Source organism: Streptomyces colonosanans (genome assembly GCF_001866645.1).
Taxonomy (GTDB): Bacteria; Actinomycetota; Actinomycetes; order Streptomycetales; family Streptomycetaceae; genus Streptomyces; species Streptomyces colonosanans.
Map to the genome: position 1 here is coordinate 122,853 of NZ_MLYP01000027.1, position 23,333 is coordinate 146,185.

Sequence of the window (23,333 nt, forward strand, 5' to 3'; positions counted from 1 at the left end):
TCAGGCGGGCAGCCGCGGCACGCTCTCGATCAGGCGGCGGGTGTACGGGTGCGCGGGGCGGCCCAGCACCTGGCCGGTGTCGCCCTGTTCGACCACACGGCCGCGTTCCAGGACGGCGGTTCGCTCGCACAGGGAGGCGACGACCGACAGGTCGTGGGAGACCATCACGAGCGTCAGCCCCTGCTCCTGCTTGAGTTCGGCCAGCAGGTCGACGACCTTCACACGGGTGGTGACATCGAGCGCGCTCACTGGTTCGTCCGCCAGCAGGACCCGCGGGGTGCAGACCGTGGCGCGGGCGATGGCGATCCGCTGGCGCTGCCCGCCGGAGAACTCGTGCGGATAGCGGTCCGCGGCATCGGCCGGCATGCCGACCCGCTCCAGGGCCGCGGCCACCTTCGGCCCGGCCGTGGCACGGGTGTCGATACCGAGGGAGCGCAGCGGCTCCGCCACGGTGGCACCCACCCGGCGACGCGGGTCGAGCGAGGAGTAGGGGTCCTGGAAGACGCACTGCACGCTGCGGCGGAAGCGGCGCATCTGCTCCCGGTCCCGCAGGGACAGGTCGGAGCCGTCGAAACGGACTCGGCCGGAGGTGGGGCGGGCGAGCCCCAGCAGCAGGCGCAGCAGCGTCGTCTTGCCGGCACCGGACTCGCCGACGAGCGCGAGGCTGTGTCCGGCCTCGACCGCGAGGGAGACGTCCTCGACGACGTTGCCCGCGCTGCCCCGGTAGCGCAGCGCGACGTCGGCCAGTTCGAGTACGGGGGTCATCGCGCGCTCCTCAGGTCCAGTGCGGACTCCAGTCGGCGGGCGCTGGCCACCAGGGTCCTGGTGTACTCCTCGCGGGGCGCGCCGACGATGGTGTGGACGGCACCCTCCTCGACGGCCCGTCCGTCCTTCATGACCAGGGCACGGTCGGTCACCTTGGCCACGACGGCGAGGTCGTGGCTGACGAACAGCACGGCCATCTCCCGTTCCCGGACCAGGGTGTCGATGAGTTCCAGCATCTCGGCCTGCACGGACACGTCCAGGGCGGTGGTCGGCTCGTCCGCGATGAGCAGTTTCGGGTCGCAGGCCAGGGCCATGGCGAGGGCCACGCGCTGGCGCTGCCCACCGGAGATCTCGTGCGGGAAGGCGCGGGCGATGCGCTCGGGCTCGGGCAGCCGTACCTGTTCGAGCGCGTGGGCCACGGCTCGCTCGAGGTCATCGCCCTTCAGGCCGGTGCGCACGCGGAGCGGTTCGGCGATCTGGCGGCCCACGCGCATCAGCGGGTCGAGTGCGGTGAGCGGCTCCTGGAAGACGACGGCGGCGTCCCGGCCGCGGACGGCGGTGAGCCGCTTCTCGGGGGCGCCGACGATCTGGGTACCGGCGAGTTCGATGCTGCCGGTCGCGCTCATGCCGTCGGGCAGCAGGCCGAGCACGGCGAGCGTGGTCAGGGACTTGCCGGAGCCGGACTCGCCGATGAGGCCGAGCCGTTCGCCGCTCGCCACGCTGAAGGACAGGTCGTCCACCAGGGTGCGGCCGTCGGTAGTGCGGACGGTCAGCCCGCGTACGTCGAGGAGGGTCATGCGCGCCTCCGGCGGGTGGCCGGGTCGAGGGTGTCGCGCAGGCCGTCGGCGATGAGGTTGACGCCGATGACGAGCAGGACGAGCAGGATGCCGGGGGCGAGTGCGCCCACCGGGGCTGTGGTGAAGGTGGCCTGGGCCTCCTGGAGCATGCGGCCCCATGAGGCGTTCGGCGGGGGTGCGCCGAGCCCCAGGTAGGACAGTCCGGCCTCGGCCAGCACCGCGAGCCCGAACTGCAGGGCGAGGTTGACCACGAGGGTGGGCCAGATGTTGGGCAGGACGTGGCCCGCCACGGTCCGGGACCAGGAGGTGCCGGAGGTGCGGGCGGCGGTGATGTAGTCGTGTGCCAGGACCCGCTTGGCCAGGATGCGCACCAGCCGGGCGACGACGGCGCTCTGTGCCAGGCCGATCGCGAGGACGGCCGAGCCGAGGGTCGCCGAGCGGGCGGCGACGATGAGCATCGCGAGCAGCAGGGTCGGGAAGGCGATGAGGATGTCGAGGAACGCGGAGACCGTGTCGTCGAGCCAGCCCTGCGCGAACGCGGCGAGCACACCCAGCGTCACTCCGATGGTGGCGGCGATGAGTACCGAGCCCAGGCCCGCCTCGACGGCGATCCGCGAGCCGGTCATCACCTGGGTGAACAGGTCGCGCCCGAGCTTGTCGGTGCCCAGCAGATGTCCGCCCCCGGGTCCGGCCAGCCGTCCGCCGGAGGTGTCGTCGGTGGGGTAGGGCAGCCAGAACAGGGAGACCAGGGCGAGCAGCGCGACCAGGCCGGCCAGAACGCAGCCGACGACGAGCGTGGCTGAGCGCCGATTGCGTCGTGTGCCCGGCGATGTCTTCTTCGGTCGCACGGGGCTGAGCACGTCTGCCTGGGTCATCGGGCACCTCCGGAAAGCCGGCCGCGCAGCCGCGGGTCGATGATCCGCTGGACCAGGTCGGCGGCGAAGCCGATGAGGAGCACGGCGAGGGTGGAGACGAACAGCACGCCCTGGACTACGGGGTAGTCGTGCTGGGCGATGCCGGTGGCGAGCATCGAGCCGAGGCCCGGCAGCGCGTACACCGACTCCACGACGACCGCGCCGAGCAGGGTCGAGGCGAGTTCGATACCGAGGACGGAGATCACCGGTACGGAGGCGTTGCGCAGTCCGTGCCGCCACATCGCCCGCCCGAAGGACGACCCCAGGGCGCGGGCGGTGCGCAGGTAGTCGCTGCCGAGGACGTCGAGGGTGGCGGAGCGGACGTAGCGGATCAGGGACGCGCTCATCACCAGGGCGATGGTGACGACCGGCAGGACGAGTGAGCGGATCGCCTCGGCGGGCTGGGACCAGCCGTCCTGCGGGAAGCCACCTGCCGGGAGCCAGCCCGCGTTCAGCGCGAACACCGCGATGAGGATCATACCGAGCCAGAACACCGGGACGGCGATGCCCAGTTGGGACACCCCGCTGAGCAGTGCCCCGTACCAGGTGTGCCGCTTGTACGCGGCGACGAACCCGGCGGGCACGGCGATGAGGACGGCAAGGGCGAACGCGGTGAGCGTCAGCGGCACCGTGACGTTCAGCCGGGAGGCGACCTCGGGTCCTACAGGCAGCGAGCTGACGAACGAGGTACCCAGGTCGCCGCTCGCCAACTGCCCGAGCCAGTGGGTGAACTGCTCGGGCAGCGGCTTGTCGGATCCGATGGCGTGCCGTGCCGCGGCGATCTGCTCGGGACTTGCGCCCACCGAGGTGAGCGCGTTGGCCGGGTCGCCGGGCAGCATGCGCAGCAGGACGAACAGCACCACGCTCGCCAGGGCCAGCGACACCAGGAGAAAGGCGAGGCGGCGCAGCAGATAGCGGGCCATCAGCCCTTCTTCTTGATGTCGTAGGCGAAGAACTGGGAGTTGAGGCCGTTGACCGGGTAGCCGGACAGCTTGCTGTCGGCGACGACGATCTGCGGGTAGAGGTAGAGCCAGTCGCTGGCCGCGTCCTCGGCGGTCTTTCGGCTGACCTTCTTCAGCAACTGGGTCTGCTCGGCGGTGGTGGAGGCCTCCTCCGCCTGCTGGACCCACTGGGTGACCTGCTTGTTGTCGTAACCCCAGTAGAAGTCGGGGTTGCCGTACCAGACGAGGTCGCGGTCGTTGACGTGCTCCTGGAGCGTGGCCGTGAAGTCGTGGTTCTTGTAGACCTTCGTGTACCACTCGTCCGGCGTGATCGTGTTGATCTTGACGGTGATGCCGACCTTGGCGAGCTGGGACTTGATGAAGGTCGCCGCGGTGGGGTGCGGGTCGTAGTTCGGGGTGTCGAGGGTGAAGGCGAAGCCCTTGGCGTACCCCGCCTCGGCGAGGAGCTTCTTGGCGCGGGCGGGATCGTAGGCGTTGACCTTGGTCAGGTCCTCGTACCAGGGGTCGGTGGGCGGCACCATCGAGCCGATGAGCTTGCCGTAGCCACCCCAGACGGACTCCAGCAGCTTCTTGTCGTCGATGGCGGCGGAGACGGCCTGGCGCACCTTGACGTCCGTGAACGGCTTGGCCTTGTCGTTGAAGGCGAGCAGCAGCTTGGTGGTGGAGTCGCCGTCGTTGACCTTGTAGTTCTGGTTGTTCTTGAACTGGTCGAGGGCGTCGGGTGACTGCTCGCTGGTGACCACGTCGACGGCGTTCGTCACCAGCGCGTTGTTGAGCGCGGTGGCGTCCTTGTAGTAATGGAAGACAGCCTTCTGATTGCTGGCGGCCTTACCCCAGTACCCGGCGAACCGAGTAAGGCTCAGGGCCGAGCCGCGGGTCCACTTGTCCAGCTTGTAGGGGCCGGTGCCGTCCTCGGTCGTCTTCAGGTTCTTCGCCTGGGAGTTGATGATCCAGACGTAGGAGAGGTTGTAGACGAAGGAGATCGACTTCTGCGACAGCGTGACCTTGACGGTGCGCGCGTCGGGGGTGGCGATGTCCTTGATGACCTCGAGGTTGCTCTTGCGGGCGGACTGGGAGTCGTCCGCGATGACCTTCTGCAGGCTGTACTTGACGTCCTGGCTGGTGAGCGTCTTGCCGCTGTGGAACTTCACGCCGTCGCGCAGGGTGAAGGTGTAAGTGAGGCCGTCGCCGCTGACCTTGTAGTCCTGGGCGAGCAGCTTCTCCACCTTGCCGTCGTCGGTGAGCTTGAACAGCCCTTCGTAGACGTTGCCGTTGAGGGCCTCGGTCACGCCCTGGCCGCCGCCCGCGGTGTTGTCGAGGTTCTGCGGCTCGTAGAGCGAGCCGATGTTGACGGTGGCGTCCTTGTTCCAGGTGCCGCCCGAGGCGCCGGCGCCCGAGCCGGAGCCGCCGCAGGCGGTCAGGGTCAGGGCGAGCGTGGCCGCGGTGGCGGTGCCGTACAGGAAGGTCTTCTTGATGCTCATGGCAAAGGGCGCTTTCGTGCTGCGGTGCGGGGAGCTGCGGGGTGCTCAGTGCTGGGCGGGGAAGCCGTCGCGGAAGACGGGGCGCTTCTCGCCGGCCTCGACGGGCAGGTGGAAGCGGTTCTGCCGCGGCGGCATCGGACAGTTGTACTGATCGGAGAACCCGCAGGGCGGCACGAAGGCGCGGTTGAAGTCGAGCAGAACGCGGTGGTCGTCCTCGGTGCGCTGGACGAAGAGGAAGCGGCCGGCTCCGTAGGTGGTGTCACCGTTGGTGGGGTCGCCGAAGACGAGCAGCAGGGTGCCGTCGTCGTCGAAGGCGCTGAGGGTGTAGTCGCGGCCGTCGACGGTGAGCGCGATGTCGCCGGGGACGACGAGGTCGCGGGTGCCGCCGTTGTCCCGGATGTGCTCGAAGGGCACCCGCCGGGCGCCGGGCACGGACGTGTAGGTCGCTTCGAGCACCCAGGCCGGGTCGTAGGGGAAGACGTCGACCCGGTCGAAGTAGCGGATGGCGGGCGCGTCGGCGTCCCAGAAGCGCATCCCGTGCTCGGGCTCGCCGGTGACGAGGTCGGTGCGCTGGAGCGCGGTGACCGTCACGCTGTCCGGCCGGCCGGTACGCGCCGCCTCCGCGTCCGGGCGCTCACCGGCCGGGAGCCAGCGGGTCTCGATGAGCGCGAGATTGCCGGTCGGCGAGGTGAGGGCCCGGCGGCGCTCGGCGCGCCATGCGTCCCACTCCCTCACGGAATCGGCGGTGGACTGGTCGGTGCTGGAGTGGGACACGGTAGGACTCATTCGCGCAGACGGTACGTCGACATCACGCCGCAAACTGTCACGCCGCGTGAAGAGATGGCCAAAGCATCACCTTTATCTTCCATAAGGCGCCCTAATGTCAAATGACAGCGACGACCGCACCGGGCACCGAGCCATCCGGCGCCCTGCGTCGACTGGCCCCTTCGGAGTCGTGGCCGCTCGATGAGCGGGCCGGCGCGAGGTGCCGCGACGTAGCGGAACGAGCCGGCGGACGTTCCCGGTCACGCGCGCCGACCACGCCGACCTGCTTGCGTGCGGCATCGCCGACCCGGTCGAGGTCACCCGCGGCGCCGCCTCGCGGATCAGTGCTTGCGGCCGACTCCGCACCACATCGGCAGCGGACCGGACGTCGTGGCGTCCTCGGTCTCCGGGTGCCACTCGGGCAGCTGGACGACGCCCGGATCCAGGAGATCGGTGCCGTCGAAGAAGCGAGTGACCCCGGCGTGCGTTCGGGGCGTGGCGCCCGCATGTGCGGCGGCCCGCTCGTTGTACACACGCATCGACGCGGCGACCTCTTCGGCACTGATGTCGGCCGCCGGGTGGGAGAGGACGAGGTGACTGCCGGGTGCGAGCGCATCGAGGAGACGCCGGGTGAGGCCGTACGGGTCGTCGGCGTCCGGGATGTACTGCAGGACCGCCACGAGCATGAGGCCCACAGGCTGTGACAGGTCCAGTGTCTCCCGGGCGGCGGCCAGGATGCGGTCCACGTCCCGCAGATCCGCCTGCAGGTAGTCCGTCCCCCCTTCCGGGGCGCTGACCAGCAGGGCCCGGGCGTGGGCCAGGACGATCGGATCGTTGTCGACGTACACCACCCGGGCGCCGGGATCGACGCGTTGTGCCACCTCGTGGGTGTTGTCCGCCGCCGGAATCCCGGTCCCGATGTCAAGGAACTGCCGGACGCCGACCTTCCCGACCAGCTCCCGAACCGCTCGCCCCAGGAAGGCCCGGTTGGCCCGGACCGCGGGGACGATCTCCGGGTTGGCCACGGCGGCCAGCTCGGCCGCCTCTCGGTCGGCGGAACAGTTGTCCTTACCGCCCAGCCAGGCGTTGTAGACCCGCGCGGGATGCGCGACCGAGCTGTTGATCGGCGCCATTTCGCCCGTCGGACGCTCGTACATCCCGGCCTGCCCCCATCACCGCAATCGACCTGACGCCACACACGGTAGCCCACGTCACTCAACTCATCGACATTCAGGTCGAGTTGCCGACCGCCCTGGCGGCGCTCCGGCCGTAGCCGCCTGCCGCAGAGGCCCTTCCCGGCAACGGGGGGCGTCGCCCCGCCGGCGTATCGCGCCTACCCTGCTCCAGGCCACCGGCAAGGGCACCAGGCAGCCCGCGCGCCCGATCCCGTAGAATTGCGGGGTTTGTCCCGCCCCGGTCGAAGACCCGCACGGAGTTCCCCGTCATGCACAGCCCACACGATCCGTACGTCCGCGTCCGCGGCGCCCGGGAGCACAACCTCAAGGCCGTCGACGTCGACATCCCACGTGACGTCGTGGCCGTGTTCACCGGGGTGTCCGGCTCCGGGAAGTCGTCACTGGCGTTCGGCACCCTCTACGCCGAGGCCCAGCGCCGCTACTTCGAGTCGGTCGCACCGTACGCGCGTCGTCTGATCCACCAGGTGGGCGCGCCGAAGGTCGGCGAGATCACCGGGCTGCCGCCCGCCGTCTCGCTCCAGCAGCGCCGCTCCTCCCCGACGTCCCGCTCCTCGGTCGGCACGGTCACGAACCTGTCGAACTCCCTGCGGATGCTCTTCTCCCGCGCCGGCGACTACCCGCCGGGCGCCGCGCGCCTCGACTCGGATGCCTTCTCCCCGAACACGGCGGCCGGCGCGTGCCCGAAGTGCCACGGGCTGGGCCGGGTGCACCGCACGACGGAGGAGTTGCTGGTGCCCGACCCGTCGCTGTCGATCCGGGAGGGCGCAATCGCCGCGTGGCCGGGTGCCTGGCAGGGCAAGAACCTGCGGGACATCCTTGGTGCGCTCGGGTACGACGTGGACCGCCCGTGGCGCGAACTGCCCGCCGGACAACGGGAGTGGATCCTTTTCACGGACGAGCAGCCCGTGGTGACCGTGCATCCGGTGCGGGACGCCGAGCGTATCCAACGGCCGTACCAGGGTACGTACATGAGCGCCCGCCGGTACGTGATGAAGACGTTCTCGGACTCCAAGAGCCCGACCCTGCGCGCGAAGGCAGAACGCTTTCTGGCCGGCGCACCGTGCCCGGCGTGCGGCGGCAGCCGGTTGCGGCCGGAGGCGCTGGCGGTGACGTTCCGCGGCCGGACCGTCGCCGAGTTGGCCGCGCTGCCGCTGGCGGAGCTGGCCGAGCTGCTCGACGGCACGACGGAGACCGCCCGCGTCCTCACCGGGGACCTCAAGTCCCGTATCGCACCCGTTGTCGAACTGGGCCTCGGCTATCTGAGCCTGGACCGCGCCACCCCGACCCTGTCGGCGGGCGAACTGCAACGGCTGCGCCTCGCCACCCAGTTGGTCTCCGGGCTGTTCGGTGTGGTGTACGTCCTCGACGAGCCGTCCGCGGGACTGCATCCCGCGGACACGGAGGCCCTGCTCACGGTGCTTCGCCGGCTGAAGGCGGCCGGGAACTCGGTGTTCGTGGTGGAACACCATCTGGACGTGATGCGCGCCGCCGACTGGTTGGTGGACGTCGGGCCGCGCGCGGGCGAGCACGGCGGGCGGGTGCTGCACAGCGGGCCGGTGGCGGAGCTGGCGGCCGTCGAGGAGTCGGCGACGGCCCGCTTCCTCTTCGACCGCTCCCCCACCGCTGCAGGCGAAGTCCGCTACCCCAGCGGCCAGTTGAGGGTCGGTCCAGTCACGCGGCACAACCTGCGCGGGGTGACGGTGGAGTTCCCGCTGGGGGTGTTCACGGCGGTCACCGGTGTCTCGGGCTCCGGGAAGTCCACGCTCATCGGCGAGATCACCGAGGAACTGCCGGGAGTGGAACGGCTGGTCGCGGTCGACCAGAAGCCGATCGGCCGCACCCCGCGCTCGAACCTCGCCACCTACACGGGCCTCTTCGATGTCGTACGCAAGGTGTTCGCGGCCACCGACGAGGCGCGCGAGCGGGGGTACGGCGTCGGCCGGTTCTCCTTCAACGTGGCCGGCGGGCGCTGTGAGACCTGCCAGGGCGAGGGGTTCGTCAGCGTGGAGCTGCTCTTCCTGCCCAGCACCTACACGCCGTGCCCGGACTGCGGCGGCGCGCGCTACAACGGCGACACACTCGAGGTGACGTACCGGGGACGGAACATCGCGCAGGTGCTCGACCTCACGGTCGAGGCGGCGGCGGAGTTCTTCGCGGACACCCCGGCGATCGCCCGCAGCCTCGGCACGCTGCTCGACGTCGGCCTCGGGTATCTGCGTCTGGGCCAGCCGGCCACGGAGCTGTCCGGCGGTGAGGCGCAGCGCATCAAGCTCGCCAGCGAGCTGCAGCGCGGGCGCCGCGGGAGCACCCTCTATCTCCTCGACGAGCCGACGACCGGGCTGCATCCGGCCGACGTCGAGGTACTGATGCGTCAGCTGCACGGGCTGGTCGACGCCGGGCACACGGTGATCGTCGTCGAGCACGACATGTCCGTGGTGGCGAGTGCGGACTGGGTGATCGACCTGGGGCCGGGCGGCGGGGACGCGGGCGGGCGGATCGTCGCGGCGGGACCGCCGGCGGAGGTGGCGCGGGCGGGCGGGAGCGCGACGGCGCCGTACCTCGCGCGCGAACTCCCTGACGTCCAGGGCCTATGAGCGCGCGAGGGCAACGACTCGGTTTCGGGCACCGGATGCCCGACGCCGCCCCGTCGGCAGGCGCGGCCGGTCAGTGGCCGAGCGCCGCCTGCATGATCTTCACGATGACCAGGACCATGGCGACCAGCAGGTAGGCGCGCAGGGCGCCCATACCGATCTTGCGGCTGGTGGACATCACCGGCTTGGAGAGCGCGTGCAGCGGCGGCATCCGCCACGACGCGCGGCCGGTCCGGTCGACCGGTTCCGGGCCCGCCCCGGTGTGGCGCTTGATCATGGAGTAGGCGACGGCCAGCGCCCCGAAGAGCGCACAGACGGCCAGGATCTCCAGGATCTCTGCGGCGGAGATGCCGGGGAAGAGCACTGCGGCGGTCAGGACCAGCGACATGGTCACCAGTACACCGACCACGGCGGCGGTGAAGGCGTTGGTCTTCGGCCCGTTCACCCACGGGCCGAGCACCTGCCGGTCGTTGCACAGCAGGAGGAGGAACACGCTGGCGGAGGGCAGCAGGACCCCGGCGAGCGTCTGTACGCCCTCGGTCACCAGTCCGAGCGGGGAGCCGGGGATGAGCACGATCGTGGCCGCGCCGGTCACCAGCCCGGCGTAGACGGCGTAGAAGCCCTTCGCGCTCCCGACCCCGCGATGCAGGGAGTGCTCGAGACCGAGCACGTCGCCGATCGCGTACGCGGTGGACAGGGAGACGGCGAACGCGCCGAGGATCGAGGCGTCCAGCAAGGCGATCGCAAAGAGCACCCCCGCCACCCGGCCGGCCTCGTGCCCCAACCCGGTCGCGATCCCGGCCGCGTCGGTGAACCGGCCGAAGCCGTGGGTGCCGGCGAACGCGGCGGCGGTGAAGCCCATCATCGCAGCGGCTCCGATGACCACGATCACGATGCCGATCCACAGGTCGGCCTTCTCGTACCGCAGATAGCGGGGCGTGATCCGCTTGTCGATCACGTAGGACTGCTGGAAGAACAGCTGCCAGGGGGCGACGGTGGTGCCGACGAGGGCGATGACGAGCAGCATCACGGTGGCCAACTGCCCTTTCTCGACAGGCAGGTTCGGCACCGCAATGTCCCGGGCCAGCTGCGATGTGGCGGGGTGGAGCATGAAGTAGACGGGCACCAGCAGCAGCGACGCCCCGCACAGGGTCATCGCGATCCGCTCGAACCGGCGGAAGGACCCGGTGAACGCCGAGGCGATGACGACCACGGCGGCGAGGACCACGGCGCCTGGCTTCGGCAGCCCCAGATAGCCGGCCGCGAGGGTGATACCGATGAACTCGGTCACCAGGGTGAGCGCGTTCAGCAGCAACAGGTCGATCACCGAGAAGGCGCCCCAGAACCTCCCGAACCGCTCCAGGATCAGCCGCGCGTGCCCCACACCGGTGACGGCGCCGAGCCGCAGCGCCATCTCCTGGTTCACATACAGCACCGGGACCAGCAGGAGGATGGTCCACAGCAGGTGCGTGCCGTAGTTCTGGCCGGCCTGGCCGTAGGTGGCGAACGCGCCGGCGTCGTTGTCGCCCGCCATCACGATCAGCCCCGGGCCGACGATGGCCAGCAGGGTCTTCAGCTTGGCCGACAGCCTCCGGCGCTCTGTGCGGTCGTCGAGCCGGATGGTTCCGAGCGCACCGTGGATGTCGCCGATGTGTGCGTCGTCCGGCGCCGCCCGGCGGCCGGCCGTGACGTCGCACCGCGTGGTGCGGGTGGTCGGGGTATGGGTGGTCATCGAATGCCTCCCAGTCCTCCCGGGCACCGGAGGAGTGTCGACCCTCCTGGTTGCCGGGGAGGTGTCGGAGGGCACGCAACAGCCATCACCTCTACGCGGCGGGACGCTCCCGGGGCAGCGGACGGCTGTACGTCGACTGCCATCGGGCCGCACGCGAGGCGGGGGCGCGGGGTCCGCGCAGAGGAGGTGGTTACCGCGTGCCGGACGAATGCGCGGGCAGGCGGATGAGGGACCGACTTCGGTCCGGACTACTGGAGTCCATGACTGTCGCCTCCTTCCGGCCGGGGACGCCGAGGGGCGCCCTCATCGACACGGCAAGGAGCGGACCGGCCCGCGCGACCGCGGCCGGCTCACCCCGACTCGTCAGAGCTTTGGCACTCCACGGCGTGATCCCGCGCGGTCTGCGGGAAGCCACTTGGCCTCACCCCTTAGGCCGGGGAGAGGTGTCCTGACCCTGGGCGTCTCTCGACGTCGTGGGGTCAGTGGCCTGTGTCCGCGAAGACGCCTCACCGAACGAGGTGCCTGATTCAAGAACTCGTCCAAGTATAGTGCCGCCCGCCGCACCCGGCGCCTTCGGTCACGCCCTTTCGGCACCGACGTACGCGGTGGTGGCTGGTCGCCCCAGGGGGCCGAACCACGGGGTGATCTCGGGCGCGATCATCGGCAGGGACCAAGGATGGTGCCGGCCGGGTCACGGCGCCGGAGACCATGATCAAGGCGATGAGCACAACCGGTGTCGGCAGCGGGCGGCTCGGGCACGTGTCGTCGGCTTCGGGCAGTCGCCCGATGGCCGCACGGTGCGATCAGGAGACGGCTTCGGTTCCGGACCGGGCCGGGCCGCCCTGTCTGGGCACGGGCGGCCCTGGCGAGGCTGTGTGGGGATTGCCGGCTCCCTCCCGGTGGACGCCGGGCCGGCTCTCCGCCCAGGCGACCAGCCCCGGGTCGTCCAGCGTGTCCACCCATAAATCGGCGAGGGCGAGGGCTTCCTTGCTGGGGTTCCGCCCTACTCCGATCACCCGCAGGCCCGCGTCGACCGCGGCCTTCAACCCGTTGGCGGAGTCCTCCACGGCCAGTGTGTCTGCGCGGTCCACGCCCAGCCGCCTCGCCGCCTCGACGTAGGCATCGGGACGCGGTTTGGGAAGGACGTCCTCCCCCGGCACGACGATGTGCCGGAAGTGCCGTCTCAGACCCACGGACTCGATGCAGAACTCCACCACGTCTGCTGGGCAGTTGCTGGCCACGGCCAGCGGCGCGAACCGGCTCAGGCTCTTCACCAGGGCCTGAGCTCCCGGAACGGGTACGGGGCGTTGGGCGACGAGTGCGCGGAAGTTCGCGAGGAGTTGCCGGGTCATCTCCTCACCGGCGTCCGGTCTGCCGGCGAGGCGTGCCATGAGGGCACCGCATTCCGCGTAGTGCAGGCCCTTGCTTGTCTCCGTGAACTCCGGGTCCGGTGCGACTCCGTGCTCTCGCAGAACGATGTCGCGCGCCTGCTGCCAATGCCGTTCGGAGTCCACCAATGTGCCGTCGCAGTCGAAGACAACGGCTTGTGGTGTCCAGTCGAAAATGCGATGGGTTGTCATGTGCTTGCCGTTCTGGTGCAGGACGGAACTGCCGAAGGGCGGCGCGATCCGCCAGTCAGAGGTACCGGTGCGCCTGCTGAATTGGATTCACCGCAGGAAAGCGCGAAATCGTAGGACGGCCATGGCCGGTTCATGCATGGCGGTCATACACCGCAGTCCGCTGCGGTTTCGAGCGCATCCGGAACCAGAAACATAATGAACGCTACGCTCGACCCGAACGGCCGTGGGCGTTTGCCACCGCAATACGCACGTGTGGGTGACGCCTCAGCGATACCGCAGCAGGCCTGCGGCGGTTTGCGCGCCACCCTGCCGCATACGGAAGAAGCCGGTATGGCCGTACGCGGAGCAGTGGATGACGGCGGGCGGTGTGTGCTCGGTGAACCGCGAGGCCGTCATGCGACAGGAGACCGGCCGGACCAGGCGCCCTCCGCTGCGCAGGGCGACCGCCTGCCGCGCCGCCTCCAGCAGGGCCATCCCGGGCACATGGTCCGTGCCATGGTCGAAGAAGAAGGGATGGCGGGGATCGGCGGGATCCACCAGGAGGCGGTCGCCGTCCAGGCAGACGACGACGTCCGACATCGATTCGAGCCCCAGCGCGGCCGGTTGCGGCCGTGGTCCTCGGCCCGCCGCCACGGTGGTGACAGCTCCCGGCCGGAGAGCCTGGTAACGCTCGGCGTCGAGGAAGCGCGCCCCGCCCGCGGCGTGTGCGAACGTGCGGCCGCCGGCCAGGAAATCCACCTGCATCCGCAGTCCCGTCACCGTGTTCCCGCATCCGCCGGTACGGATGCCACCTACGGTCGCGAGACAGGTGATCTCACTGGCGCCGTGGACTGCCCTCGGCTCCCTCGCCACGTCGAGGCGGAAGGAGACATCGCTGATCAGGAAGCGGGACGTGGGGGGCACGTCGAAGTGACGCAGCGGAATGTAGATGCCGAGCTGACGCAGCGTCTCCACGACCATCCACGGGCTGTGCCGGTCGTCGTGCCCGCGGGGGAACGTGGGATGCGAGCGCGTCCACGCGGCGGCGGCACAGAAGGCGAGAGGACCGCAGGAGCGGACGTCCGTCAGCAGGACCTCGGCCACCGAGATCCGGTGCACCCACTCACGTTCGACAGTCCGGGACCAGCTCAGGACCGAAAGGACATCACAGGCAGCAGGAGCAGACCCGGTAAATGATTCCCGTGAGTCCCACGTTCTCTGCCCAGCGTCCATAGAAAGAGGCTAATAAGACTATTGCCGTTTCCGCATGCGCGGTTTTCGTGCCCACGCGGCCGGGCGGCTACATTCCTCCTCGCGGCCCACCAACAGACAAGGGAACACACGTGCAGGATCGGGCGGAAGAAACCCGCAAAGCTGTACTGCAGGCGGCGGCTCACCTGTTCTTCGAGCGGGGATACGCGGCGACCAGTATCAGTGACATCAGTGAACGGTCCGGTCGCACCAGCGGAGCGATCTACTTCCACTACGCCAACAAGGAACAGCTTGCCCTGGCCGTGGTGCATGCGCATTTCGCGGCCTGGCCTTCGGTGATCGCGCGCATGGAAGCCACCCTTGGACCTGCCCTGGAGAAGTTGGTGGGCCTCAGCTTCGAGGTCGCCCGCGCGTTCCGCGACGATGTCCTGATCCGCGCGGGTGCCCGTCTGTGGGCCGAACGGGGGTCCATCGACGTCGAGATGCCTCCGCCCTTCGTGGACTGGATCACCACGGTCGAGAGGCTGCTCACCAGGGCACGCACCGAGGGAGACCTCGCCCCCCGGGCGGAGCCCAGCCGTGACGCCCCCACCCTGGTCGCCGCTTTCTTCGGACTGCACACCCTCTCCGACGTCCTCGACGACCGCCTGCTGATCGAGGACCGCCTGACCAACTTCTGGCTGCTGTTCCTGCCCGGCATCCAGGCCGATCCCGCACCGCGGGACCTACTGGCCAAGGCACGCGGACACATGGCGGTGGGACGCCCGGCCCCTCTCCCCGATGGCCGTACCCGGTAGCCGCCGATCGCTCGCGATCGCCGCATCCGCGGTGTGTGCGCCCGCGCGCCTCAAATCTTCCATACCTGCGCAAGTACTAACGTTTCGGCGTGCGAAGACACGGACGAGATGCACGAGGCGTCACAACGGCGCACGCGGGCCGACCGGTTGAGCGAGCCGAGGGCGCGAGGGGACGATTGCGTCCTGGACCTACGGCAGGCGCGCCCGCCCTGCGCGGTGGGGTGCTGCATCGTGCCGTATCCCGGACCCGGCAGGCCTGGGGCCGTCCCTTGACCGCGTACTACCTGGTGGCCGGGAGTGCGGTGCTGATCGCCGCGCTGGGGCTGGTCATGGTGTTCTCCGCCTCCCAGATCCAGGCCCTGCGCTCCGGGCTGCCGGCGACGTTCTACCTCACCCGGCAGGTCATGGCAGCCGCGGCCGGCTCGGTACTCGTTCTGCTGGCTGCCCGGATGCCCGTGCCGTGGCACCGCTGGCTGGCCATTCCGCTGCTGGTCTCCAGCGTGGCGCTGCTCGGGCTGGTGCAAGTGCCGGGGTTGGGGCGGACCGTCAACGGCAGCACCAACTGGCTCGCCGTCGGCGGGCCGTTCGCGATCCAGCCCAGCGAGTTCGGCAAGGCCGCGTTCGTCGTGTGGGGAGCCGACCTGCTGGCCCGCAAGCAGCAGCACAGGCTACTGGGCCAGTGGACGCATCTACTGGTACCGCTGGTGCCGGGGGCACTGCTGCTGGTCGGCATGGTGTTGCTGGGCGGGGACATGGGCACCGCGGTGATCCTGAGCGCCATGCTCTTCGGGATGTTGTGGCTGGTCGGCGCACCGCTGCGGTTGTTCGTGGTCACGCTGACGGGCGCGGGGCTGCTCGCCGCCGTACTGATCACGACCAGCGCGCACCGCGTGTCCCGCTTCGCCTGCCTCGGCGCGAGTGACCCGGGGCCCGGTGACCAGTGCTGGCAGGTGGTGCACGGGATGTACGCGCTGTCGACGGGCGGCCTGTTCGGCAACGGGATCGGCGCGAGCCTGGAGAAGTGGGGTCAACTGCCCGAGCCGCACACCGATTTCATCTTCGCCGTGACCGGAGAGGAACTCGGGCTCGTGGGCACCCTGACGGTGCTCGGCCTTTTCGCGGCGCTGTGCGCGGCGGGGCTCCGTATCGCCGTCCGCGCCTCGGAGCCGTTCGTCCGGCTGGTGGCCGGAGGCGTCGTCACCTGGATCGCGACGCAGGCCACGATCAACATCGGCGGCGTACTGGGGCTGCTGCCGATCGCGGGCGTGCCCCTGCCGCTGTTCTCCTACGGCGGCAGCGCGCTCATCGCGGCCCTGTACGCGGTGGGTCTCCTGCTCGCCGTGGCCAGGAGCGAGCCCGCCGTCCGCGCGGCGCTCACCGCCCGCAAGCGTGCCCGGGTGTCCGCGCGTCCGGGTCTCCTGCGGCGCCGCCGGGCAGGAGGCCGTCCGCGCCGCAGCGTCTTCCCCGGTGGTTGAGGTGGTGCCGGACGTCGGCCGTGGAGACGGCCGGCGGAGGCAGTGTGGCGGTGGTTCAGGCGGACAGGGGGCGTTGGAGGTGAATGCCCTGGAGGATGCCGATGCCGATCCACCCGGCGAACATCGATGAGCCCCCGTAGCTGACGAAGGGCAGTGGCAGGCCGGTGACCGGCATGATGCCCAGGTTCATGCCGATGTTCTCGAACGCCTGGAAGGCCAGCCAGGCGACGATACCCGCCGCCACCACCGTCCCGTACAGATCGGGACAGTCGCGGGCGATGCGCAGGGCGCGCCACAGCACGACACCGAGCAGGGCGATCAGCGCTCCCGCGCCCATGAATCCCAGTTCCTCTCCCGCGACGCTGAAGACGAAGTCCGTCTGCTGCTCCGGCACGAACTGCCCGGTGGTCTGCGCGCCATGGAACAGCCCCTGCCCCATCAGTCCGCCCGCACCGATGGCGATGCGGGCCTGGCTGGTGTTGTAGCCCACCCCGGAGGGGTCGAGGGCGGGGTCGGCGAAGGCGGCGAAGCGGTTGATCTGGTACTGGTCCAGCAGATGCAGCTGCCACACCGCCAGCACGCCCAGCCCGCCGACCACCATCAGGGTGCCGATCCACCGAACGGAGGCGCCCGAAGCGAGCAGGACCCCCAGCACGATCACACCGATGCCCATCGCCTGGCCGAGATCCGGGGTGAGCAGGATCAGCAGGGCGGGTACGCCCGCCACCGCGAGGGCCTCGACGACGCCGCGGTTGTCCGGGCGGGCGCGGTCGCCCGTGTCCACCTTGGTGGCCACCAGCAGGGCCATGGCGAGCACGATGGTGACCTTGACGAACTCCGAGGGCTGGATCGACATCCCGCCGATCATGATCCAGCGGCGCGATCCGTTGATCGTGGCGCCCACGGGAGTCAGCACCAGCAGGACCATCAGGATCGTGACGCCGTAGAGCACGGGCACCAGGTCCCGCAGCCGGCGCGGGCCCAGCCAGGCGGTGCCGGCCGCCAGGACCATCCCGATGGCGATATTGAGGACGTCGCGCTCCAGGAAGGCGTACGGATCGCCTCCGGTCAGCTGGGTCCGCCCGCGGGTCGCGGAGTACACCAGCGCCGCGCCCAGGACGGACAGCGCCAGCGCGGCACCCAGCAGTGCCCAGTCCATACGCCGCACGCGCGATCCGGGCGCCAGCCAGGACTGCCACCCCGTCCGGCGGCCCGGGGCCCACCGTCCCGCGGCCCCTCCCCCGACCTTCACCGGGGACCACCCGACCGGGGCGCCGCGGCGCGGGAGGCCCACTTTCACCGCTTCTCTCCCCTTACTCCATTCGTGCCGCAGGCCGTTCCGGGTCCTGCCAGATGCGGACGCTACCATTCGCCAGTTGCGCAACCCTTGAAGTTTGTACGTGTGTCGCTCCAGGCCCGTCGGCGATGAGGGCCGTGCTCACATCGGTCAGGGCGCGTCGATGACCTTCGGCAGCGCCAGTTCGGCCCAGATCACCTTGCCCTGGGGCATGTACCGGGTGCCCCAGCGATCGGCCACCTGCGACACCAGGAACAGGCCACGGCCTCCCTCGTCGGTCGTCGCGGCATACCGCAGATGCGGCGAGGTGCTGCTGCCGTCCGCGACCTCGCAGATCAGCATGCGGTCATAGATCAGCCGTACGCGGAGCGGCGCGGAGCCGTAGCGGATGGCGTTGGTGAGGAGCTCGCTCAGCACGAGTTCCATGGTGAAGCCGAGATCGGACAGCCCCCACTCGTCGAGCTTGCCGGACACGGCGCTCCGCATCCGCGCGACGGCGGCCGGGTCGAGCGGCACGTCCCAGTCTGCGATCCGGTCGGACGGCAGCGCCTGGGTGCGGGCGATGAGCAGGGCGACGTCGTCGCGGGGACGGCTGGGCAGCAGTGCCTCCAGTACGGCCTGGCAGCTCTCGTCCGGCGGTCGGTCGGGGTGCCCCGCCAGAGCTTGCCGCAGCATCTCCATCCCCACGTCCAGGTCGCGCGTACGCTCCTCGATGAGGCCGTCGGTGTAGAGGACCAGCTGGGTGCCCTCCGCGAGGTCCAGCTCGGCCGTCTGGAACGGCATGCCGCCCAGGCCGAGCGGCGGCCCGGCCGGCAGATCGGGGAAGGTGACGCTTCCGTCGGGGTGGATCAGCGCCGGCGCCAGGTGCCCCGCGCGCGCCATGACGCAACGACGCGTCACGGGGTCGTAGATCGCGTACAGGCAGGTGGCCCCCACGACACCCGCGTCCCTCTCCATGCTCGTCTCGTCCTGGTCGATGCGGCCGACCAGGTCGTCCAGATGACTCAGCAGTTCGTCGGGCGACAGGTCGAGCGCGGAGAAGTTGTGCACCGCGGTCCGCAGGCGCCCCATCGTGGCAGCGGCATGGAGGCCGTGGCCGACCACGTCGCCGACGGCCAGCGCCACCCGGCTCCCCGACAGGGGAGTCACATCGAACCAGTCCCCGCTCACGCCCGACTGGGCCGGGAGGTAGCGGTAGCCGACGACCAGGGCGTTCTGCTCGGGCAGGGCCCGCGGCAGCAGGCTGCGCTGGAGGGTGACCGCCAGGGCGTGCTCACGGGTGTACCGGCGGGCGTTGTCGATGTTGACCGCGGCACGGGCCACCAGCTCTTCCGCCAGCGCCAGCTCCTCCTGGTCGAAGGCGGCGCGCCGATCGCAGCGCCAGAAGCTGGCCATACCCAGCAGAACACCGCGGGCCCGGATCGGGGCCACGATGAGCGAGTGGAAACCGAAGTCCAGGATCTCCTTGGCGCGCTCCGCTTCCTGTACATGCCAGGCGGTGGTCACCGACAGGTCGGCCAGCAGCTCGGCGCGGCCGGAGGCGTAGCCACGCGCCTGGGGCGTGTAGGGCGGGAAGGTGATCAGCCGGCCCTTGTCGTAGAGCGGAGGATCGTCCCGGATGCCGCACAGAGCGATGCGCCGCAGGTCCGTCGCCGTGGTGGCCGGCTCCTCGCCGTGCAGGACGGCGTCGGCCAGGTCGACGCTGACGAAGTCGGCGAAGCGGGGAACGGCGACCCGCGCCAGTTCCTCGGCCGTGCGACGCACGTCGAGGGTGGTGCCGATACCGACTCCGGCGTCGTACAGGAGCTTGAGCCGTTCGGACACCACCTGTGCCCTGCCGGACACCGCCTGCAGCTCGGTGGAGTCGCGCAGCGTCACCACCGTTCCCTTGGGGCCTCCGCCGCGGTCCGTGGGCCGCTGGTTGACCACCAGCAGCCGGTCCCCGGCGAAATGGACCTCGTCGGTGGCCTCGCGGCCGGAGACGAGCAGCCTCACCATGCCGGGCTCGAGGCCCGACAGCTCCGGCACGCGCCGCCCCTCGACGTCCTGGGGCAGCTCCAGCAGCCGTCTGGCCTCGTCGTTCGCCAGGAGCAGCCGCCCGTCGTCATCCACGATGAGCACCCCTTCGCGCACGGAGTGCAGCACCGCGTCGTGGTGGTTGTACATACGGGTCATCTCGTCCGGGGCCAGGCTGTGGGTCTGCCGTTGCAGACGCCTGCCCACCAACGCCGTCCCGGCGGTGGCCAACGCGAGCGCACCGGCCCCGGCACCCAGGATGATCGGTAGCTGCCGGTCCACCTGGCCGGTCACCTTCGCGACCTTCATCCCGGCCGCGACGAGCCCGATCACCTTGCCGTCGGTGTTCTTGACGGGAGCGATGGCCTGCACCTCGCGGCCCAGCGGGCCGTTGACGCTTTCCGTGTAGACCTTCCCGGCCAGCGACGGGCCGATGTTCCCCACGAACGGCTTGCCGATCAGGTCCGGCAGGGGATGGGTGTAGCGGATGCCATGCGTGTTCAGGACCACGATGAAGTCGACGCCCGCGCTCTTGCGCCCCGCCTCGGCGGCCGGCTGGAGCACTTTCGTCGGGTCGGGGGTCCCCAGCGCCGCCACGACGCCCGGAGAGTGCGCGAAGGTCGTTGCGACGGCTATGACGCGGTGCCTGGCCTCGGAGCCGGTTTCCCGCTGCGACTGCAGCACCAGGGCGAAGACGGCGCAGGCCACGAGCAGCACGACCAGCGCCACCTGCTGGAGGAACACCTGCCCGGCGACACTTCGTGGGCTCCTGCCAGTCAGTGACCGCAGCGACGCGCGCCGTATCCGGGCGAAACGGTCCGCCATGTGCCTTTTCTAGCACTGGCCATCCCGCATGGCCATGTCCGGCCGACGGCACAGTCCCCACCGACTCGTCTCCTGCCGGGTCAGGCGGAGGGCGCCGAGTCTCTGCCGGGGGCCGCCGATGAGCCCAGTGCCGCGGCAGGCGATGTTTACGACCCGGGGAGCAATAGGGAGTGGGTGAAGGAGCGGCGTCCGGTGCGGTCGATCGCAAGGCGCCGGAAGGTCCTCGTAGCGGAGCTCCCAGGACCTTCCGGCAACGCCGTGAGCGGCCGTGCCGGACGCCGCGACGCCGCTCCCCATTGCTCACCAGGTCGTTACCCGTCAAGGAGCGGCTTGCGGTGCGTTCCCCCTCTGGGCTCAGCTCGCGGGTACACCTGCTTTCGATCACCAAGAGGCGTCGTCGGTCGGCCCGGCGAAGTCGACGGACGAGCGTGCGGACCTGGAAGTGGCTGCGCTGCCCGTCCGGCCGGGCTCGATGGGCGCCGCATCCCGTGCGGGGACGCGCTCGCCGTGTCGTGCCGGCCCTTGGGCCGTCGGCCCGTACGCCGACGGCGGCACGGAGGACGCAGCGCGCGCGGCGGGAACCGGCGCGGCCGCCGGCGGCCGTGTGCCGCTGACCCGCAACGCTCCACGCCGGGTCAGCAGGACGGCCCACGCCCGCCGCAATCTGCTCCCGCTCCCGTGGAGCAGGCCGAGGACGATCGCGGCGCCCACCGCGATCAGATGCTCGCGGCCGGCCAGATTGGGCTTGAAGATCGACTCCAGCACCATCGACCCACCCGTCAGGGTGAACACGACGGGAGCGCGCCGGATGACGGCGAGGTAGGTGAACAGGCCCACCACCGCGGCGGACGGTCCGGTGTCGAGCACCTGCCCGGCCTCGGGTGGCAGGCCCAGGCCCGCCCAGCCCGGCCCTATGGCGATCATCACCCGTACGGTGAGCGTGCCCGCCAGCGTGGTCGCATACGACAGGGCCAGTGTCCGGGCCCGGCCCAGCATCAGTTCGGCCAGGGCGAAGGCGAGGAACAGCTGGGTGATCCCCGCCCACACGGGCAGATCAAGGGCCGGGACGTACAGCGACACCGGAGTGCGCAGCAGAGCGAGCCACAGCGGCAGATCGGCCTTGACCCCGCCCATGACCCGCACCGCCATCTCACCGGTCGGGCGCTGCGCGATCGCATGGAAGAAGATCACTCCGAAGGCGGCGACGAACGCCAGCAGCAGCCCGGACAGCCCACGGCGCATGAGTTGCCGTACCGGTTCGACGACCATGCTGTGCCACTCGCCCCGCAGCGTGCGCGCGATGAACAACACGATCCGGACGCCCATGATCGCCCATGGCCCCGACTCGCCGCCACTCGCGCGGTCATGGTCATGACTCGGCTCCACCGCTTGACGCAAGAACTTCCCCCCACATCCACCCAACTCCCCCCATCTTATGCGGGAGTCCAGCTCCTGCCCGGGTGGTGCCGGACCAATGGCCGCGGAGGTCAGGACCCGCACGGTCGTGGCGGCCTGCTGTGTCCGAGGGCCGGTGCGGCGGGGGCCGGGCACCGACGCGCCCGCGCCCGTGACCCGTCTCCCTCACGCTGCGAGTGCGTGACCGGGGTGCAGCACCACCTTGGTGTAGCCCTCGATGCGCTTGTCGAACTTCTCGTACGCCAGCGGCGCCTGGTCCAACGGCAGCTCGTGGGAGACCACGAAGCCGGGCTTGGCGCGTCCGGCGATGATCAGGTCGCGCAGCTGACGGTTGTACTGCTTGACGTTGCACAGGCCGGTGCCCATCTGCTGCCCCTTCTCGAACATCCGGCCGATGGAGACCAGCAGTTGGCCGTGCTTGGCGTGTTCGTCGGGCCCACCCGGGTCGGAGGGCACGTACCGACCGGGCACGCCGAGCATGCCGGTCGGCCGCACCGTCTCGACGAGCTCGTTGAGGACGACGGCGGGTTCCTCGCGGCTCGCGTCGGCCGACTGGGCCTGGTATCCGACCGCGTCCACGCCCTTGTCGGTTCCCTCGCCGAGCGTTTGCTCCTTGATCTGCTCGGCCGGGTCGCCCTCGGTGAAGTCGATGGGGATCGCCCCGATCTCCTCCGCCTTGGCGAGGCGCTCGGGCACCCGATCGACGCAGAACGCCTTCGACGCGCCGCGCAGCAGCGCGGAGTAGGCGGCCATCAGCCCCACCGGTCCGGCACCGAAGACGGCCACGCTCTCGCCGGGGGACACCTGGGCAAGCTCGCACCCGTGGTAGCCGGTCGGGAAGATGTCGGCGAGCAGAACGAAGTCGGTCTCGAACTCGCCACCCGACGGCAGCTTCAGGCAGTTGAAGTCGGCGAAGGGCACCCGCAGCCGCTCGGCCTGACCACCGGCGAACGGGCCCGTCGCCACGTACCCGTAGGCTCCGCCGGCGAAGCCCGGATTGACCGTCAGGCAGAACCCGGTCTTCCCCGCGAGGCAGTTCTTGCAGAACCCGCAGGCGACGTTGAAGGGCATGACGACACGGTCCCCATGGATGAGGGAGGTCACGCCACTGCCGATCTCCTCGACTATGCCGAGGTTCTCGTGCCCGAAGACGATGCCCGACTCGGCCGCCGTACGGCCCTCGTACATGTGCAGGTCCGATCCGCCGATCGCGGTCGACGTGATCCGTATGATCGCGTCGTTCGGGTGCTGGACATCCGGATCGTCGACGTCCCTCACGGCCACACTGAAGGGCTTTTCGTAGACGACGGCTTTCACGTCGGTCACCTCCGCGTCGAGCGCTGGCTGACGGCGGCCGGGGACGGGCCGCTAGCACGGGGAGACGCGAGCCGTCGGTGTGTGCCGTGACCCCTGGGTACTCTCGCTTCACCGCCGACTACTTCCAGGTAACGCCCGTACGGCACGGGCCGCAAGCGAGGAGGCACTCCGGCATCAAGTCACGCACTGTGCACGGATGTTCGCCTACGGGAGTGA

General features: G+C 70.3%; 17 protein-coding genes and 1 riboswitch. Of the genes, 3 read left to right on the forward strand and 14 right to left on the reverse strand.

The window, feature by feature from the left end; translation table 11 throughout:
- The 7 genes from BIV24_RS10715 to BIV24_RS10745 all read right to left on the reverse strand — a co-directional run bounded on the left by BIV24_RS10715 (nt 1) and on the right by BIV24_RS10745 (nt 6,841).
- Nucleotides 1-765: an ABC transporter ATP-binding protein gene (locus tag BIV24_RS10715; protein ID WP_071365997.1), complete on the reverse strand. Its 765-nt coding sequence runs from the start codon at nt 763-765 to the stop codon at nt 1-3.
- Nucleotides 762-1,562: an ATP-binding cassette domain-containing protein gene (locus BIV24_RS10720; RefSeq protein WP_071365998.1), complete on the reverse strand. Its 801-nt coding sequence runs from the start codon at nt 1,560-1,562 to the stop codon at nt 762-764. Before BIV24_RS10720 ends, BIV24_RS10715 begins: the two co-directional genes overlap by 4 nt.
- Nucleotides 1,559-2,437 carry an ABC transporter permease gene (locus BIV24_RS10725; protein WP_071365999.1) on the reverse strand — a complete coding sequence of 293 codons (879 nt, stop codon included), beginning with the start codon at nt 2,435-2,437 and terminating at the stop codon, nt 1,559-1,561. The genes BIV24_RS10720 and BIV24_RS10725 overlap by 4 nt, the downstream gene beginning before the upstream one ends.
- Nucleotides 2,434-3,399, reverse strand: coding sequence for an ABC transporter permease (locus BIV24_RS10730; protein ID WP_071366000.1), 966 nt, complete (start codon nt 3,397-3,399; stop codon nt 2,434-2,436). Before BIV24_RS10730 ends, BIV24_RS10725 begins: the two co-directional genes overlap by 4 nt.
- Nucleotides 3,399-4,919: an ABC transporter substrate-binding protein gene (locus BIV24_RS10735; protein ID WP_071366001.1), complete on the reverse strand. Its 1,521-nt coding sequence runs from the start codon at nt 4,917-4,919 to the stop codon at nt 3,399-3,401. The genes BIV24_RS10730 and BIV24_RS10735 overlap by 1 nt, the downstream gene beginning before the upstream one ends.
- A gap of 45 nt (nt 4,920-4,964) precedes the next feature.
- A complete protein-coding gene (locus BIV24_RS10740; protein WP_071366002.1) occupies nt 4,965-5,705 on the reverse strand; it encodes a DUF1684 domain-containing protein in 741 nt (246 codons plus the stop codon).
- Between the two features lie 320 nt (nt 5,706-6,025).
- On the reverse strand, nt 6,026-6,841 hold the full coding sequence (locus BIV24_RS10745; RefSeq protein WP_071366003.1) for an SAM-dependent methyltransferase: 816 nt from the start codon (nt 6,839-6,841) through the stop codon (nt 6,026-6,028).
- A 287-nt stretch (nt 6,842-7,128) separates the two neighbouring features.
- Between BIV24_RS10745 and BIV24_RS10750 the strand changes: the two genes are divergently transcribed.
- Nucleotides 7,129-9,474: an ATP-binding cassette domain-containing protein gene (locus BIV24_RS10750; RefSeq protein ID WP_071366004.1), complete on the forward strand. Its 2,346-nt coding sequence runs from the start codon at nt 7,129-7,131 to the stop codon at nt 9,472-9,474.
- 70 nt (nt 9,475-9,544) lie between these two features.
- Here the strand turns inward: BIV24_RS10750 and BIV24_RS10755 are convergent, their stop codons facing one another.
- The 3 genes from BIV24_RS10755 to BIV24_RS10765 form a co-directional block, all read right to left on the reverse strand.
- Nucleotides 9,545-11,203 (reverse strand): NRAMP family divalent metal transporter, encoded by a 1,659-nt coding sequence (locus tag BIV24_RS10755; RefSeq protein WP_071366005.1) that lies wholly within the window; start codon nt 11,201-11,203, stop codon nt 9,545-9,547.
- A gap of 347 nt (nt 11,204-11,550) precedes the next feature.
- Nucleotides 11,551-11,728, reverse strand: a riboswitch (M-box (ykoK) riboswitch).
- Nucleotides 11,729-12,006: 278 nt separating this feature from the next.
- Nucleotides 12,007-12,783 carry an HAD family hydrolase gene (locus tag BIV24_RS10760; RefSeq protein WP_071366006.1) on the reverse strand — a complete coding sequence of 259 codons (777 nt, stop codon included), beginning with the start codon at nt 12,781-12,783 and terminating at the stop codon, nt 12,007-12,009.
- A 264-nt stretch (nt 12,784-13,047) separates the two neighbouring features.
- Nucleotides 13,048-13,914, reverse strand: a complete 867-nt coding sequence (locus BIV24_RS10765) for a ScbA/BarX family gamma-butyrolactone biosynthesis protein (RefSeq protein WP_071366036.1) — start codon at nt 13,912-13,914, stop codon at nt 13,048-13,050.
- Between the two features lie 191 nt (nt 13,915-14,105).
- Between BIV24_RS10765 and BIV24_RS10770 the strand changes: the two genes are divergently transcribed.
- Both BIV24_RS10770 and ftsW read left to right on the forward strand, forming a co-directional pair.
- Entirely contained in the window at nt 14,106-14,771 is a 666-nt protein-coding gene (locus tag BIV24_RS10770) for a ScbR family autoregulator-binding transcription factor (RefSeq protein ID WP_071366007.1), read from the forward strand.
- 176 nt (nt 14,772-14,947) lie between these two features.
- Complete coding sequence (ftsW, locus tag BIV24_RS10775; RefSeq protein WP_177198678.1) at nt 14,948-16,246, forward strand: putative lipid II flippase FtsW; 1,299 nt, start codon at nt 14,948-14,950, stop codon at nt 16,244-16,246.
- 55 nt (nt 16,247-16,301) lie between these two features.
- Here ftsW and rodA read toward each other — a convergent pair whose 3' ends face one another.
- The 4 genes from rodA to BIV24_RS10795 form a co-directional block, all read right to left on the reverse strand.
- A complete protein-coding gene (rodA, locus tag BIV24_RS10780; RefSeq protein ID WP_107459342.1) occupies nt 16,302-17,405 on the reverse strand; it encodes a rod shape-determining protein RodA in 1,104 nt (367 codons plus the stop codon).
- A 288-nt stretch (nt 17,406-17,693) separates the two neighbouring features.
- Nucleotides 17,694-20,384: a SpoIIE family protein phosphatase gene (locus BIV24_RS10785; protein ID WP_079168152.1), complete on the reverse strand. Its 2,691-nt coding sequence runs from the start codon at nt 20,382-20,384 to the stop codon at nt 17,694-17,696.
- A gap of 381 nt (nt 20,385-20,765) precedes the next feature.
- Nucleotides 20,766-21,770 carry a hypothetical protein gene (locus tag BIV24_RS10790; RefSeq protein WP_245766746.1) on the reverse strand — a complete coding sequence of 335 codons (1,005 nt, stop codon included), beginning with the start codon at nt 21,768-21,770 and terminating at the stop codon, nt 20,766-20,768.
- Between the two features lie 195 nt (nt 21,771-21,965).
- Nucleotides 21,966-23,117, reverse strand: coding sequence for a glutathione-independent formaldehyde dehydrogenase (locus BIV24_RS10795; protein WP_071366040.1), 1,152 nt, complete (start codon nt 23,115-23,117; stop codon nt 21,966-21,968).
- Nucleotides 23,118-23,333: the final 216 nt, after the last annotated feature.